The sequence below is a fragment of the Streptomyces sp. NPDC086777 genome, from assembly GCF_040702065.1.
GTDB lineage: Bacteria > Actinomycetota > Actinomycetes > Streptomycetales > Streptomycetaceae > Streptomyces.
This window is the reverse complement of the sequence record NZ_JBFBJI010000002.1, coordinates 120,994-135,316: the sequence shown is the minus strand read 5'-3', so window position 1 is coordinate 135,316 and position 14,323 is coordinate 120,994. Positions and strand designations below refer to the sequence as shown.

The 14,323-nt window shown below is 72.4% G+C and carries 16 protein-coding genes; 8 read left to right on the top strand and 8 right to left on the bottom strand.

Going from position 1 to position 14,323, the window contains the following annotated elements; translation table 11 throughout:
* Positions 1-255 precede the first annotated feature (255 nt).
* The 3 genes from AB0472_RS03200 to AB0472_RS03190 form a co-directional block, all read right to left on the bottom strand.
* On the bottom strand, positions 256-879 hold the full coding sequence (locus tag AB0472_RS03200; protein ID WP_366352928.1) for a cytochrome b/b6 domain-containing protein: 624 nt from the start codon (positions 877-879) through the stop codon (positions 256-258).
* Entirely contained in the window at positions 863-1,603 is a 741-nt protein-coding gene (locus AB0472_RS03195) for a molybdopterin-dependent oxidoreductase (protein ID WP_366352926.1), read from the bottom strand. Before AB0472_RS03195 ends, AB0472_RS03200 begins: the two co-directional genes overlap by 17 nt.
* A gap of 87 nt (positions 1,604-1,690) precedes the next feature.
* A complete protein-coding gene (locus tag AB0472_RS03190) occupies positions 1,691-2,524 on the bottom strand; it encodes a hypothetical protein (protein ID WP_366352924.1) in 834 nt (277 codons plus the stop codon).
* 555 nt (positions 2,525-3,079) lie between these two features.
* Between AB0472_RS03190 and AB0472_RS03185 the strand changes: the two genes are divergently transcribed.
* The 4 genes from AB0472_RS03185 (at position 3,080) to AB0472_RS03170 (ending at position 5,465) form a co-directional block, all read left to right on the top strand.
* Positions 3,080-3,973: a DMT family transporter gene (locus AB0472_RS03185; RefSeq protein ID WP_366352923.1), complete on the top strand. Its 894-nt coding sequence runs from the start codon at positions 3,080-3,082 to the stop codon at positions 3,971-3,973.
* A gap of 33 nt (positions 3,974-4,006) precedes the next feature.
* Complete coding sequence (locus AB0472_RS03180) at positions 4,007-4,516, top strand: NUDIX domain-containing protein (protein ID WP_366352921.1); 510 nt, start codon at positions 4,007-4,009, stop codon at positions 4,514-4,516.
* A gap of 245 nt (positions 4,517-4,761) precedes the next feature.
* Positions 4,762-5,151, top strand: coding sequence for a DUF202 domain-containing protein (locus tag AB0472_RS03175; RefSeq protein WP_366352919.1), 390 nt, complete (start codon positions 4,762-4,764; stop codon positions 5,149-5,151).
* The gene (locus AB0472_RS03170) at positions 5,151-5,465 is read left to right on the top strand and encodes a DUF202 domain-containing protein (protein ID WP_366352917.1); all 315 of its coding nucleotides are present in this window, start codon (positions 5,151-5,153) and stop codon (positions 5,463-5,465) included. The genes AB0472_RS03175 and AB0472_RS03170 overlap by 1 nt, the downstream gene beginning before the upstream one ends.
* A gap of 8 nt (positions 5,466-5,473) precedes the next feature.
* Here AB0472_RS03170 and AB0472_RS03165 read toward each other — a convergent pair whose 3' ends face one another.
* Positions 5,474-6,424 (bottom strand): NADP-dependent oxidoreductase, encoded by a 951-nt coding sequence (locus tag AB0472_RS03165; protein WP_366352915.1) that lies wholly within the window; start codon positions 6,422-6,424, stop codon positions 5,474-5,476.
* Between the two features lie 127 nt (positions 6,425-6,551).
* Between AB0472_RS03165 and AB0472_RS03160 the strand changes: the two genes are divergently transcribed.
* The 3 genes from AB0472_RS03160 (at position 6,552) to AB0472_RS03150 (ending at position 9,281) form a co-directional block, all read left to right on the top strand.
* Complete coding sequence (locus AB0472_RS03160; protein ID WP_366352913.1) at positions 6,552-6,848, top strand: hypothetical protein; 297 nt, start codon at positions 6,552-6,554, stop codon at positions 6,846-6,848.
* 189 nt (positions 6,849-7,037) lie between these two features.
* A complete protein-coding gene (locus tag AB0472_RS03155; RefSeq protein WP_366352912.1) occupies positions 7,038-8,060 on the top strand; it encodes a phosphotransferase family protein in 1,023 nt (340 codons plus the stop codon).
* A gap of 6 nt (positions 8,061-8,066) precedes the next feature.
* Entirely contained in the window at positions 8,067-9,281 is a 1,215-nt protein-coding gene (locus tag AB0472_RS03150; RefSeq protein ID WP_366352910.1) for an acyl-CoA dehydrogenase family protein, read from the top strand.
* Positions 9,282-9,347: 66 nt separating this feature from the next.
* Here AB0472_RS03150 and AB0472_RS03145 read toward each other — a convergent pair whose 3' ends face one another.
* The 4 genes from AB0472_RS03145 to AB0472_RS03130 form a co-directional block, all read right to left on the bottom strand.
* Positions 9,348-9,677 (bottom strand): hypothetical protein, encoded by a 330-nt coding sequence (locus AB0472_RS03145; protein WP_366352908.1) that lies wholly within the window; start codon positions 9,675-9,677, stop codon positions 9,348-9,350.
* A gap of 75 nt (positions 9,678-9,752) precedes the next feature.
* Positions 9,753-10,346: a TetR/AcrR family transcriptional regulator gene (locus tag AB0472_RS03140; RefSeq protein ID WP_366352906.1), complete on the bottom strand. Its 594-nt coding sequence runs from the start codon at positions 10,344-10,346 to the stop codon at positions 9,753-9,755.
* A gap of 29 nt (positions 10,347-10,375) precedes the next feature.
* Positions 10,376-12,052 carry an AMP-binding protein gene (locus AB0472_RS03135; RefSeq protein WP_366352905.1) on the bottom strand — a complete coding sequence of 559 codons (1,677 nt, stop codon included), beginning with the start codon at positions 12,050-12,052 and terminating at the stop codon, positions 10,376-10,378.
* Positions 12,049-12,813: an SDR family oxidoreductase gene (locus AB0472_RS03130; protein ID WP_366352904.1), complete on the bottom strand. Its 765-nt coding sequence runs from the start codon at positions 12,811-12,813 to the stop codon at positions 12,049-12,051. The genes AB0472_RS03135 and AB0472_RS03130 overlap by 4 nt, the downstream gene beginning before the upstream one ends.
* A 249-nt stretch (positions 12,814-13,062) precedes the next feature.
* On the opposite strand from AB0472_RS03130, the gene AB0472_RS03125 reads away from it, so the two are divergent.
* Positions 13,063-14,304 (top strand): DUF1343 domain-containing protein, encoded by a 1,242-nt coding sequence (locus tag AB0472_RS03125; RefSeq protein ID WP_366352902.1) that lies wholly within the window; start codon positions 13,063-13,065, stop codon positions 14,302-14,304.
* Positions 14,305-14,323: the final 19 nt, after the last annotated feature.

The following is a 14,323-nucleotide window of genomic DNA, read 5'->3' as shown; positions in this document are numbered from 1 at the left end:
GCGTCGTCGTGTTCGGCGGTGCCGGACATGCCCTCGAAGCACTGCCTGCGGCCCGTGCAAGTCCCGCCCTTCACCCCGCCGCAACGGCAGTCAGCCACCGTCGTCGTGTTCGGCGGTGCCGGACATGCCCTCGAAGCACTGCCTGCGGCCCGTGCAAGTCCCGCCCTTCACCCCGCCGCAACGGCAGTCAGCCACGACGGTGATGTCCGGCGGGGCGCGAGACCCCGTCCGAACTCGTTCGACGGCCCCGCGCGGCTACGGCCGCCACAGTGGATGTTCGCGTTTGGCCCACTCGCGGCTCACCGAGCCCGTGCGCAGGCCTCGTCTCGCTTCCGGGTCGCCGAGCGCCATGCCGATGTGGCCGGCCAGGACGACGCCGATGGTGAGGGCCAGCCAGTCGTGGACGAAGGTGGCCGAGGTGCGCCACATCAGCGGGGTGAGGTGGGTGAACCACATCAGGAGACCGGTGGCGAGCATGACGAGGGTCGCGCCCGCGATCCAGTTCGCGTAGATCTTCTGGCCGGCGTTGAACTTGCCCGCAGGCCGGGAGGACGGGCGCTTGTCGCGACTCAGGGCGGCGGCCAGCCACAGCTTGTCGTGCGGGCCGAAGCGGTTCAGGAAGCCGAGGTCCCGGCGGAAGGCGCGGGAGGCGAGGCCCAGGACGACCGGGACCGGAAGGGCGAGCCCCGCGCACTCGTGGATGCGGACGACCAGTTCGCGGCGGCCGACGAGGATCGCCAGCTGCGGGACGTAGAGGCAGGCGGCCGTGGCGACGCAGAGTCCCATCAGCAGCGCCGTCGTGCGGTGGATCCAGCGCTCCGCCGGGGTGAAGCGGTACAGCCGGCCGGTGGCGACCGGGGCCTCAGCTCGTAGGGTCATCGTCACGTCCGTTCGAACGGCCGACCCAGGCGTCGACGTCGTAGCCGAGGTGCTCCCAGTACCCCGGTTCGACCTTGTCGGTGACCGTGATGCCGGAGAGCCACTTGGCCGACTTGTAGAAGTACATGGGGGCGACGTAGAGGCGGACCGGGCCGCCGTGGTCGTGGGTGATCTCCTTGTTCTGCATGCGCAGCGCGACCAGGACGTCCGACCGGCGCGCCTGGTCGAGGGTGAGGCTCTCGGTGTAGGCGCCGTCGAAGCAGGTGAAGTGGATCGCCTTGGCGCTGTCCCGGACACCCGCCAGGTCCAGCAGGTGGGAGAGGCGGACGCCCTCGAAGGGCGTGTCGGGGACCCGCCAGCCGGTCACGCACTGGACGTCCTTGACCAGCCTGGTCTGCGGCAGGGCCCGCAGGTCGGCCAGGGTGTACGTCCGCGGCTTGTCGACCAGGCCGTCGATCTTCAGCTGGTAGTTCGCGGCGGTCTTGTCCGGCACGGACCCGGTCACCGAGTAGTAGCGGAAGCCGCCGCCGTTCGGGAGGAGTCCGGTCAGGCCCGTGGGGTCCTTGCCGGAGAAGGCGCCGAGGACCGTCTCGGTCATGCGTTGCAGCACCGGGGCGGTCACCAGGCCGAGCGCGCCGAGGCCGATGGTGCCGAGGAACACCCGGCGGCCGACCGGGGTGCCCTCCTCCGTGCGCCGCGGCTCGTCGGACTGTTCAGAGTTCACCCACTCATTCGAACACCATCGGGACGTGCTCGGCCACGGAATCCGGCGGCCGTAAGGAATCCACAACCTCTTCTCATGAAGTTCCGCTCAGCCTCCCAGCGTCCGCTCCCGGGCCGCCCGGAACGCCCCGCACGGCTCCCGGTCCGGATACGACCAGGGTGCCGCGGTGACGTGGCGGCCGATCCGCTGGAAGAGGGCCGCGGCCTCGGCGTACCGGCCGGCGCCGAAGGTGGCGTGCGCGAGGTGGTTGAGGTCGACGTACCGGCGGGGATGGTCCTCGATCCCCCACTCCAGCCACCAGTCGAAGGCGGCCCCCAGGGCGCGCAGCGCGGACGGTTCGGACCAGTGCCCGGCGGCGGCCGGGTCGGCGGGGGCCCGGCCGGTGGCGGCGAGCACCCGGTGGCGTTCGGTGTGGGCCACGACCGGCAGGACGGCGAGCGGGGAGTCGGCCGGGGCCTCGGCCGCGGCGCGTTCCGCGAAGGCGCGCAGCTCGTACGTGCCCCGGGTCTCGGTCTCCGCGATCCGGGCCGCCATCAGGTGGTGTGCGTGGTGGTGCTCGGGATGGCGGCGGCGCACCTCGCCGAAGACACGGCGCGTCTCCTCGTCGGTGCCCAGGTGGCGGGCGAGCAGCAGGAGGCCGAGCCAGGGGGTCGGGTCCGCCGGGGCGAGCGCGGCGGCGCCGGCGCAGGCCTCGCGGGCCCGCTCGGGCTCCTCCTTGCCGCGCAGGGCCCGCCGGACCAGGGTCAGGGCGTACAGGGTGGCGGCGCCGGCGGAGCCGGGCTCGGCGAGCAGCCACTCGCGGGCCCAGGCGATGGCGTAGGGCTCGCCGGCGAGGACGGTCGCCCGGTGGCCGCGGCGGTCCCAGTCGTCACCCGTGTGGAGCAACAGGGAGCGGGCGGACTGCCAGCGGCCCTGGGCCAACGCGGCTCGCGCGGAGATGAGTTCGACGTCGTCGAGGGCGTCGTCGGGACAGTGCTCGCACCGGGGGTGCGCCGGCGCGCGGTTCGCGCGGGGACCGTCGGCGACGGCCGGGGCGGGGCCTGCGACGGCCGGGCCTGGGCCTAAGAGGGGCGGGGTTGGGGGCACCGCGGGACTTCCTGGTTGTCGGGCTGCCATCGGCCGATCACGCACAGCAAACCCCCAGCCAAGACTTTGCGTCAAGCTGGACGGGGCTGGTACCCCGTTCAACTACCCAGCACGAAGCGGAACTTGACGCGCGCCGTGGCCCGGTTGGCGTACGGTGGCGGTGGGCCCCCGGGTTCCGGTTGTGGCGTACGCCATGGCGCCGGCGGCCCGGGCGGCGGACCATGGCCGTAGGGTCCCGCCGCCGCCCCGATCCGCCCGCCGGGTACGACCCGGGCGGCGTGACCGAGTCAACCGCCCGGTTCCGGGTACTCCCGGAGCAATCCCTGTCCGGGAGCGCTACAGTCGGCCACTACGCACTCCGTAACCCGGCCGCAGATCGAGGTACGCAGCGTGTCCGTTCTGGTTCTGATTCTCGCCGTGAGCGCGGCCTGTTGCCTGGGCTTCGGGTTCGTGCTCCAGCAGAACGTCGCCCAGAAGGCACCGCTCAGCGACTTCCTCTCGCCCCGGCTGCTGTTGGACCTGATGCGGGTGCCGCGCTGGCTCGGCGGTATCGGCCTGATGGTGGCCGGCATGGTCCTCGGCGCGATCGCCCTCGGCAAGGGCGAGATCTCCCTGGTGGAGCCTCTGCTCGCGACGAACCTGCTGTTCGCCCTCGCGCTCTCCCGGCACCAGACCAAGCACCCCCTCAGCCACCAGGGCTGGGCGGGCCTCGTGCTGCTGGCGGGCGGGGTGACCTCGTTCATCCTGGCGGGCCAGCCGCGCGGCGGCGACGCCGTCACCAACCCGCTGCGCCACTGGCTGATCATCGGCGTGATGGTCGGCATAGCCCTGCTGCTCACGACCTACGCCAAGCGGTCACGCCTGAGCGCGGGACCCACCCTCCTCGCCCTCGCCGCCGGTCTGCTCTACGGCGTACAGGACGCCCTCACCCGGGTCACCAGCACCCGCTTCTCCGAGGGCGGCATCATGGAGGTGCTGACCGGCTGGCAGCCGTACGGCGTGCTGGTGCTCGGGGTCACCGGGCTGATCCTCGTCCAGAGCGCGTTCGAGACGGCGGAGCTGCGCAACTCGCTGCCCGCGCTCACCGCGGCCCAGCCGCTGGCCGGCATCCTGTGCGGGGTCGGCTTCCTCGGGGACCGGCTGCGCACCGACACCGGGGCGCTGGCCTGGGAGGCGGCGGGGCTCGCGGCGATCGTGGCGGGCATCGTGCTGCTCGGGCTGCACCCGGCGATGCCCCGTGGCACGGCGCCGAAGGAGCCGTCGCTGGACCTCCAGCCGCGCTGACGCCGACGGCCGTCCGCCTGCTTGGATGACGGCATGAGCGCTGCTGACGAAATCCTCGACATCGTCGACGAGAACGACCAGGTGATCGGCGTGTCCCCGCGCGGTGAGGCGTACGCCCGGGGCCTGCGCCACCGCTGCGTCTTCATCCAGGCCCGCGACGCCGCCGGCCGCGTCTTCGTCCACCGCCGCACCGCGACCAAGCTGGTCTTCCCGTCCCTGTACGACATGTTCGTCGGCGGTGTGGTCGGCGCGGGCGAGTCCTACGACGACGCGGCGCTGAGAGAGGCCGAGGAGGAACTCGGCGTCTCCGGCCTCCCCCGCCCCACGTTCCTCTTCAAGTTCCTGTACGAGGACGGCGCCGGGCTCAGCTGGTGGTCGGCGGTGTACGAGGTGCGCTGCGAGCTGCCGGTACGCCCGCAGGTGGAGGAGGTGGCGTGGCACGACTTCCTGACCGAGGAGGAACTGGTGTCACGGCTCGGGGCGTGGGCGTGGGTACCGGACGGGCTGGCGGCGTGGGATCGGCTGCGGGCACATCGGGGCTGAGGCGGCGGCGGGGACGCCCGCCGGCGCCGGCCGGGTGCCTCCCCCGGCCTTCGGCCGGAGGGACCCCCAGCGCCGACCCGTGCCGCCCTGTGGCACGCCTCCCCGCAGCCGGGTGGCTGTGCAGCGCTCCGTAAGGGGCGCCGGGATACCCCCCCCCCCGGCCGAAGGCTGGGGGAGGAACTGCGGGGCCGGCCCCCACCGACCCGCAGCCGGACGGCCGCGGCCCCCCGGTAGGCTTCCGGCACGTGATCGAATTCGCGCGGAACGTCCGTTTGTGGTTCGCCCCCGAAGAGGTGCGGCGCGAAGGAACGACCCCCGACTACCGTTTCTCCCTCGCCAACGAGCGGACCTTCCTCGCCTGGCTGCGCACCGCGCTCGCCCTCATCGGCGGCGGATTCGCCGTGGACCAGTTCCTGCCCGACCTCGGCCGCGGCTGGCGCGTCGGCCTCGCCCTCGCGCTGCTCGCCGCGGGCGTCCTGTGCTCGCTGCGCGCCGTGAACCACTGGATGCGCTGCGAGCGCGCGATGCGGCGCGGCGAGGACCTCCCGGTGTCCCGGTTCCCGGCACTGCTCAGCGTGGTCGTCGCGGTGGTCGCCGTCGCGATGGTCGTCGTCGTGCTCGTCGGGTGGGAGTGATGACGCAGCCGGACCGCGACCCCGGGCTTCAGCCGGAGCGGACCCGGCTGGCCTGGCGCCGTACGACCCTGTCGGCGACCGTCGCCGCCGTGCTCGGGGCGAAGACCGCCCTGCACGGCGGAACCTCGGCCGCCGGGGTCGTCGCCTGCGCCGCCTGCTGCGTGTTCTGGCTGGGCTTCCTGCTGGCCGCCCACCGCCGTATCCGTGCCCTCGCGGTCACCGGCCGCCCCGCGGCGCTGACGCCCCGGCAGGCGGCCGGAGCCGTGCTGTGCACCGTCGCCATCGCCCTGTGCGCCGCCGCGCTGGTCGTGTAGCCCCCGTCTCAGCCCTCCTCGCCCTCCTCCGGCCAGTCCACGGTGACGACCAGCTTGCCCCGGGTCCGCCCCTCCTGGCTGCGGCGCTGCGCGTCGGCCGCGGCCTTCAGCGGAAACGTCTCGGCGACATGGACGGTGATCGCGCCCTGCTCCGCGAGCGTGGTGAGCCGGGTCAGGTCCTCGGCGTCGGGTCGCGCCCAGCAGTAGCGGCCGCCGAAGTCGACGACGTCCGGGTCGGCGATCGAGGCCATCCGGCCCTCGGGGGCGAGCAGGTTCGCGGAGACGGTCAGGGTCTCCCCGCCGACGGTATCGAGGATGGCGGCGACACCCTCGGGGGCCAGTCCCCGCACGCGTTCGGCCAGGCCCGCGCCGTAGCTCACCGGTTCGCCGCCGAGGCCGCGGACGAAGTCGTGGTTGCGCTCGCTCGCGGTGCCGATGACCCGGGCGCCGAGGTGCGCAGCGATCTGGACGGCGAGCGAACCGACCCCGCCGGCGGCGGCGTGCACCAGGACCGTCTCGCCGCGCTTGACCTCCAGGGCGTGGACCAGCACCTGGTAGGCGGTGAGGCCGGCCAGTGGCAGCCCGGACGCCTGTTCGAAGGTGAGGTTGCGCGGCTTGCGGGCGAGGGTGCGCACCGGGGCGGCGACGTACTCGGCGAGGGTGCCCCGGGAGAGGAAGTCCTCACGGACGTAGCCGATCACCTCGTCGCCGACCGCGAACTCGGTGACGGCGGGGCCCGGCTGGACGACGACGCCGGAGACGTCCCAGCCGGGGACCACCGGGAAGACGGCGTCCAAGATGCCGTGCAGGTGGCCCTCACGGCACTTCCAGTCGACCGGGTTGACGGCCGCGGCCCGGACCTTCACCAGCACCGAGTCGGGGGCGACCTTCGGGTCCTTGACCTCGCCGTACTCCAGTACCTCGGGGCCGCCGTACCGGCTGTAGCTGATGGCTTTCATGCAACCGACCCTCAGGGGTACTCGGACGCCACGCAACCGGGATGCCCGCATATGTGCCGTTTGCGTGGCAGCCTGTCCGTCGGCATCACGCCACACCCCTGAACCGGCACCCCCGAAGGCGAGCACCATGACCACCCTGCACCAGGAACACGCCGCGCACGGCCACAGCCACGGCCCGGACTGCGGGCACGACCAGGTGCCGCACGGCGACCACGTCGACTACGCGCACAACGGTCATCTGCACCGCGAGCACGGCGGCCACTGGGACGAGTGCGAGCCGGACGGTCACGTCACCCACGAGGCACACGAACACCGGCACGGCGACGGCTGCGGGCACACCGGCGTGCTGCACGGCGACCACATCGACTACCTGCACGACGGCCACCGGCATGCCGAGCACAACGGCCACTGGGACGACCACTGAGCCGCCGCTGGGACGGCCACTGAGCCGCCCCCGCCCGTGACGGGTCCCCGCCCCGCACAGGCGGGGACCCGTCGCGTGCCGCGCGGGCCGTAGGGTGGTCCCGGTCACGTTTGGCTCTCGCGCTGGACGACATACCGACTGGTCGGCATCATGAGTGGGGTCCTGTTCATTCGTTCGTAGGAGCGATGCATGAGCCCCGACCACCCGCCCGGACTCGACCTCGACCGGCTGCGCGGCCTGCTGGACCGCGAGCACCCCGGTCTGGTGACCGGTCCGCTGACCGGAAGGCTGATCGAGGGCGGACGGTCGAACCTCACCTACGCGGTCTCCGACTCCGCCTCGAAGTGGGTCGTACGGCGGCCGCCGCTCGGGCACGTCCTGGCCACCGCGCACGACATGCGGCGCGAGCACCGGGTGATCAGCGCGCTGTACCCGACCGAGGTCCCGGTGCCGCGCCCGGTGCTGCTCTGCGAGGACGAGGACGTCCTCGGCGCGCCGTTCTACGTGATGGAGTTCGTGGACGGCACCCCCTACCGCACCTCCGACCAGCTCGCCCCGCTCGGCCCCGAGCGCACCCGCAACGCCGTGCTGTCCCTGGTGGACACGCTCGTCGAGCTGCACGCGGTGGACCCCGCGGCGGTCGGCCTCGCCGACTTCGGCCGCCCGGAGGGTTTCCTGGACCGCCAGCTCCGCCGCTGGGGCAAGCAGCTGGACGCCTCCCGCAACCGCGAGCTGGCCGGCATCGACGAGCTGCACGCGACCCTGGGCCGCCGCCTGCCCGCATCCCCCGCGCCCACGGTGATCCACGGCGACTACCGCCTCGACAACGTCCTGATCGGCGACGACGACAGGATCAGAGCGATCCTCGACTGGGAGATGTCGACCCTCGGTGACCCGCTGACCGACCTGGGCCTGCTGGTGATGTACAGCCTGCCGCTCGGCGCGCCGGACTCGCCGGTGTCGACGACCGCCGAGGCGCCGGGCCACCCGGAGCCGCGGGAGCTGGTCGAGCGGTACGCGGCCCGCTCCGGGCGGGACGTCTCGAACATCTCCTGGTACACGGCGTTCGCCTGGTTCAAGCTCGCCGTGATCCTGGAGGGCATCCACTACCGGTACACGCAGGGCCAGACGCTCGGGCGTGGCTTCGACCGGATCGGCGACCTCGTCCCCGTCTTCATCGACCACGGACTGACCACTCTTCAGGAAGGCTGACCGGCCATGGACTTCGCGTTCGACGCGCGCACCGAGGAACTGCGCGCCAAGCTGCTCGCCTTCATGGACGAGTACGTCTACCCGGCCGAGGCGGTCGCCGAGGAGCAGCGGGCCGAACTGGCCTCGCCGTGGGACACCCCGGCCGTGGTCGAGGAACTGAAGGCCGAGGCGCGCAGGCAGGGCCTGTGGAACCTCTTCCTGCCCGACGCCGAGTACGGCGCCGGTCTCACCAACCTCCAGTACGCGCCGCTCGCCGAGATCACCGGCCGCTCCCCGCACCTGGCGCCCACCGCGCTGAACTGCGCGGCCCCGGACACGGGCAACATGGAGGTGCTGGCCCAGTTCGCCGACGACGCGCAGAAGAAGCAGTGGCTGGAGCCGCTGCTCGCCGGTGAGATCCGCTCGGCGTTCGCCATGACCGAGCCGGAGGTGGCCTCCTCCGACGCCACCAACATCACCACGTACATCGAGCGGGACGGCGACGAGTACGTCATCACCGGCCGCAAGTGGTACATCTCCGGGGCGATGAACCCGGACTGCAAGATCTTCATCGTGATGGGCAAGACCGACCCGGACGGCGGCGACATCCGGCGCCAGCAGTCCATGGTGCTGGTCCCGCGCGACACCCCGGGCGTCACCGTGAAGCGCGCGATGAAGGTCTTCGGCTACGAGGACCACTACCACGGCGGCCACGCCGAGGTGGTCTTCGACCACGCGCGGGTGCCGGTGTCGAACCTGGTCGGCGAGGAGGGCGGCGGCTTCGCCATCGCCCAGGCGCGGCTCGGCCCGGGCCGGATCCACCACTGCATGCGGCTGATCGGCATGGCCGAGCGGGCGATCGAGCTGATGTGCCGCCGGGCTGTCTCCCGCCAGGCCTTCGGCAAGGCGCTCGCCCAGCAGGGCGTGGTGCACAACTGGATCGCCGACGCCCGGGTGACGGTCGAGCAGCTGCGGCTGCTGGTCCTCAAGACGGCCTGGCTGATGGACACCGTCGGCAACCGGGGCGCCCACACCGAGATCCAGGCCATCAAGATCGCCACGCCGCGTGCGGTCGTGGGCATCATCGACCGCGCGATCCAGCTGCACGGCGCGGGCGGCGTCAGCCAGGACTTCCCGCTGGCCGACCTGTACGCCGGGGCCCGCACCCTGATGATCGCCGACGGCCCGGACGAGGTGCACCAGCGGTCGCTGGCCCGGCGGGAGCTGAAGAAGTACCTGTAGGAGAGCGGCAGCAGAGGGAAGGCCCCGGCTCGCGCCGGGGCCTTCCGCACTTCGGCACCGGGCCGCTCACCCGGGCGAACCGCCCGCTTCGAGGTACTGCCGGTGGACGAGGTCCAGCAGGGCCGCGTACGCGTGCTGCGAGCGGGCGATCTCCGGATCAGCACCCGTGGCGCCGTCGGCGAGCCGCTCGGTACGCCGCATGAGCTCCGGGAGTTCCCCCAGAACGTCGGCCTGCGACGGCTTGAAGTTCCCGCTCTCGACGAACCCGATCACCGTCGTCACGTGCTCGTCGACACCGGCCAGGTCGCCGTACGCGAGGACCAGCTCCCTGGTCGAACCGCTCCGCGGGAACGGCATCCGGCGCCACAGCATGCAGGCGTCCATGAAACTCAGCATCGTGCTCCTTGCCCTGGTGGGCGTCCGTGTACCGGAAGGGGAGGACCTTCCGGTAGCCACCAGGACGAGCGGTGGTCAGGGCCGCAGCGCCCGCAGCAGCAGGTCGGCCAGGTGGTCGGCGACCTGCTGGGGGGTCATGGGGCCGTCGGGGCGGTACCAGGTCGACAGGTGGTGGACCGAGCCGAAGTGGTAGTCGACGACGAGGTCGGCCGGGGTCGCGGTGGAGAAGACGCCCTCGCGCTGGCCCTCCTCGACGAGCGCGCGGAAGCGTTCGTGGTAGCGCCGGCGCTCGGCGCGCACCTGCTTGTTCTTCTCCGGGCTCAGGTGGTGCATGGACCGGAAGAAGATCGACGCGTCGTCGAGGTTCTCGATGGTCGTGACGACCACGTCCGCCGCCGCGCCCCGCAGCCGCTTCTCGATCGGCTCGTCCGCGTTCGCGAAGGCGTCGAGCCGCTCCTGCTGGACGCGCAGCACGCGCGCGTACACCTCGTGCAGGAGATCGTCCTTGGAGCCGAAGTAGTGGTACAGCGCCCCCTTGGTGACGCCGGCCGCCTCCACGATCTCCTGCACCGAGGTGCGGTCGTACCCCTGCTCCGCGAAGAGCCGGGTGGCGGCGGCAAGAAGCCGCTGCGGAACAGGAGCCCCGTCTCCGTCCGTCGTCCTGGGCACTGCCGCCACCTGCCTTTCTCGTAAATCCACTAACCGTGTTGCGGTCGGGAACGCAGTTCCCGTCGGAGGATCTTCCCACTTGCCGTCTTCGGCAGGTCGGGCAGGATCTCCACCTGGCGCGGATATTTGTAAGCGGCCAGTCTCTCCTTGCAATAGAGGGCGAGATCGTCCGGATCGGTTGCAGTTCCCGGGCGAAGACTGATGTAGGCCTTGACGGTCTCCCCGCGGTACCCGTCCGGCACCCCGACCACGGCCGCCTCGCGTACCGCCGGATGGGTGTACAGGACGTCCTCGACCTCGCGCGGCCAGACCTTGAAGCCGGACGCGTTGATCATGTCCTTCTTCCGGTCGACGACGTACAGCCAGCCCTGCGGGTCCATGAACCCGATGTCGCCGGTGCGCAGCTCGCCGTCCGGGAAGGTCTCGGCGGTGGCCTCCGGGCGCCGCCAGTAGCCGGGCACCACCTGCGGCCCGCGCACCGCGATCTCGCCCTGCTCGCCGAAGGGCATGTCGTTGCCCTCGTCGTCGATGATGCGGACGAGCGTGTCGGGGCCGGGCACCCCGACCGCGAGGGTCCCGGAGACCGGGTCGACCGGCGCCTCCAGCTCCGGCGGCACGGACGCGCACGGCGCGGTGCACTCGGTCAGCCCGTAGCCGTTGCGGATGTACGGCCCGAAGCCGGCCCGGAACTTCTCCACCAGGGCGGGCGGCAGCGGCGCGCCGCCGGAGGAGATGTTGACGAAGGAGGCGAAGTGTTCCGGGGTGACGTCCGGGTGCGCGGCCAGGGCCATGAAGGCGGTGGACGGGCCGACGGTGTACTGCGGGCGGTGCTCCGCGAACGTCTCGAGGACCAGGCCCGGCTCGAAGCGGTAGGTCAGCACGAGCGTGCCCACGCTGGTCAGGCAGGCGCCGAGCTGGCAGACCATGCCGGTGATGTGGAAGAGGGGCGCGAGGGCGTAGTAGACCGGCGCGTCGGGCAGTGCGAGCCCGGTGCGCTGCCGTTCCGCGTTGTACATGATGTTGCCGTGCAGGTTGGTGGCGCCCTTGGGGGTGCCGCTGGTGCCCGAGGTGTAGCTGATCAGGGCGATGTCGGAGGGCTCCGGGTCCCGTCCCTCGGGGGCGGTCCCGCCCTGCCGCGCGACGGCGACCAGGTCCTCGGCGTCGGCGGCCTGCGGCAGCCGCTCGAAGGCCAGCACGCGGGCGTCGTCACGCGTCTGGAAGTCCAGCTCGCTCGCGGTGAGCACGATCCGCACCGGAGAGTCTGCGGCCGTCTCGCGCAGGTACGACTCCCAGGCCCGCTGCGAGCAGACCAGCGCCGCCGCCTCGGCGTCCCGCAGGACGTGCGAGACCTCTCCCGACTTGTACATCGGGTTGACCGGCACGACGGTCGCGCCCGCCTTCCAGGCGCCCAGCACCGCGAGCACGAAGTGCGGCGAGTTCTGGAGGACGACGGCCACCCGGTCGCCGCGCTCCAGTCCGCGTGCGGCGAGATGCGCGGCGACCGAGTCGCTCAGCTCGTCGACCTCGCGGAAGCCGAGGCGGGCGTCGAAGTAGGTGAGGCAGGTGCGGTCGGGCGCCTCGGCCGCGGCGGCCCGCAGGGCGTGCACCAGCGAGGCGGGCGGCTCGACCGGCCCGCGCTGGGCCTCGTTGAGCAGGCCCACCCAGGGCCGGGCGGCGTAGATCGACTCGGTCTCCGACACGGTCACCGGGTGGCCTCCCACTTCTGCTGGAGGTGGTTCATGTTCGTCAGCCAGCGGTCCGGGTCGGCGGCCCGCGCCTGGTAGAAACCGGCGACCTCGGGGTGCGGCAGGATCAGGAACCGGTCCTCGGCCATCCCCTTGAACAGGGCGTCCGCGACGTCGTCCGGCTCGATCGCGGTCGGCTGCAGCACCAGGTCGCCGGCGCTGCCGGTGGCGGCGAGCATGTCGGTACGGACGCCCTGCGGGCAGATGGCGTGCACCTTCAGGCCCCGGTGCCGGTAGGTGAGCGACAGCCACTCGGCGAAGGCGTAGGCGGCGTGTTTGGTGACGCTGTAGGGGGCGGCCCCGATCATGGTGAGCAGCCCGGCCGCGGACACGGTGGACACGAACCGCCCGCTCCCCCGCTCCAGCCACTCCGGCACCAGCTCCTGGGCGGCCCGTACGTGCGCCATGACGTTGACGTCCCAGGCGGACTCCCACACGGCCGCGTCGGCCGCCTCGGACCCGCCCGAGCCGAGCCCGGCGTTGGCGCAGTAGACGTCGACGCTCCCGCCGAGCGCGTCCCGGGCGGCGCCGACGATGCCGGACGCGTCCCCCGGAAGGGCGATGCCGCCGATCTCCGCGGCGACGGCGGCCGCCTTGTCCCCGTCCAGGTCGTTCACGGCGACCCGGGCGCCCTCGGCGGCGAACCGCCGGGCGAGCGCGGCCCCGATGCCACCTCCCGCCCCGGTGACGACGACTCGGGCATCTTGCACGGCTCCCACCATCGGTCTCCTTCGACACGACGCGACCAGACTCGGCTCAGCACGGACACACTAACCGGTCGGTATGTTTGAGAAAAGGGCGACCGTCACACCCCCTAAGGGCGTGGGGCCGGCGTCCGGACACGCGACGACCGCCCTCCCCCGGGAACGCGGGCCCGCCGTCCGGCACGCGACGACCGCCCCCGAGGGGGGCGGGGAACCGCGCGACCCGCCACCCACGCCCCGCACCCGGACGACGACGGAGGCCACCCCATGCGCCCTTCCAGACGAAGTCTGCTCACCGCGGCAACGGCCTCGGCAGCTGCCGTGACAGCCTTGCCCACGGCGACCACGGCCGACGCCCACGGCACCCTCAGGACCGGGTTCGACCGCCTCTGCGCCGACGGCTACGCCCTGCTCGCCGACCAGAAGGTCGGCGTCGTCACCAACCCCACCGGCGTCACCCAGGACGTCCGCCACATCGTCGACGTCATGCACGCCGACCCCCGGGTCGCGCTGACGGCGGTCTTCGGTCCGGAACACGGCTTCCGCGGCACCGCCCAGGCCGGCGGCTCCGAGGGCCGCTACGACGACCCGGCGACCGGCCTCCCCGTCTACGACACCTACCTCAAGAGCGGACGGCCCCTCGCCGACGTCTTCACCGCCTCCGGCGTGGACACCGTCGTCTTCGACATCCAGGACGTCGGCGCCCGCTTCTACACGTACATCTGGACGCTGTACGACTGCATGGAGGCCGCCCGGTCGGCCGGCAAGCGCTTCGTCGTCCTCGACCGCCCGAACCCGGTGACCGGCCGCGCGGCCGAGGGCCCGGTCCTGCACCGGGAGTTCGCCAGTTTCGTCGGCCGGCAGCCGATCGCGCAGGCGCACGGGATGACGGTCGGCGAACTCGCGCGGCTGTTCAACGCGGAGTTCCTGGACCCGCCGGTCGCGCTGGACGTCGTACCGATGTCGGGCTGGCGCCGCTCGCGCTTCTACGACGCGTACGGCCTGCCCTGGGTGCCGCCGAGTCCCAACATGCCCACCCCGGAGACCGCCCTCGTCTACTCGGGGACCTGCCTCTTCGAGGGCACGAACCTGTCCGAGGGCCGCGGGACCACCCGTCCCTTCGAACTGCTCGGCGCGGAGGGCATCGACGCGCGCTGGGCGGCCGCGGCCGACGGACTCGCGCTGCCGGGTGTGCGGTTCCGGGAGGCGTACTTCGCGCCCACCTTCTCCAAGTTCCAGGGCCGAACCGTCGGCGGGGTGCAGATCCATGTGCACGACCGGGCCGCCTACGACCCGGTACGCACCGGAATCGGCCTCCTGGTCACCGCGAAGAAGGTGTGGAGCGGTTTCGCCTGGCGCGAGGACGACTGGATCGACAGGCTCACCGGGTCCACGCGCGTGCGCACGATGGTCGACGCCGGCGCGGGCCCTGACGAGATCGCCGGCGCCTGGCAGGACGAACTGGCCGCATTCCGCCGGATCCGAAAGGAATTTCTCCTCTACAGGTGAGGCGCGGTGTATGGCCAAG

Bases quoted from the DNA above. Each gene is read 5' to 3' on its own strand.
- AB0472_RS03200 (WP_366352928.1), bottom strand. From the start codon at position 879: ATGACCCTACGAGCTGAGGCCCCGGTCGCCACCGGCCGGCTGTACCGC.
- AB0472_RS03180 (WP_366352921.1), top strand. From the start codon at position 4,007: ATGAGCGCTGCTGACGAAATCCTCGACATCGTCGACGAGAACGACCAG.
- AB0472_RS03170 (WP_366352917.1), top strand. From the start codon at position 5,151: ATGACGCAGCCGGACCGCGACCCCGGGCTTCAGCCGGAGCGGACCCGG.
- AB0472_RS03165 (WP_366352915.1), bottom strand. From the start codon at position 6,424: ATGAAAGCCATCAGCTACAGCCGGTACGGCGGCCCCGAGGTACTGGAG.
- AB0472_RS03160 (WP_366352913.1), top strand. From the start codon at position 6,552: ATGACCACCCTGCACCAGGAACACGCCGCGCACGGCCACAGCCACGGC.
- AB0472_RS03155 (WP_366352912.1), top strand. From the start codon at position 7,038: ATGAGCCCCGACCACCCGCCCGGACTCGACCTCGACCGGCTGCGCGGC.
- AB0472_RS03150 (WP_366352910.1), top strand. From the start codon at position 8,067: ATGGACTTCGCGTTCGACGCGCGCACCGAGGAACTGCGCGCCAAGCTG.
- AB0472_RS03145 (WP_366352908.1), bottom strand. From the start codon at position 9,677: ATGCTGAGTTTCATGGACGCCTGCATGCTGTGGCGCCGGATGCCGTTC.
- AB0472_RS03130 (WP_366352904.1), bottom strand. From the start codon at position 12,813: ATGGTGGGAGCCGTGCAAGATGCCCGAGTCGTCGTCACCGGGGCGGGA.
- AB0472_RS03125 (WP_366352902.1), top strand. From the start codon at position 13,063: ATGCGCCCTTCCAGACGAAGTCTGCTCACCGCGGCAACGGCCTCGGCA.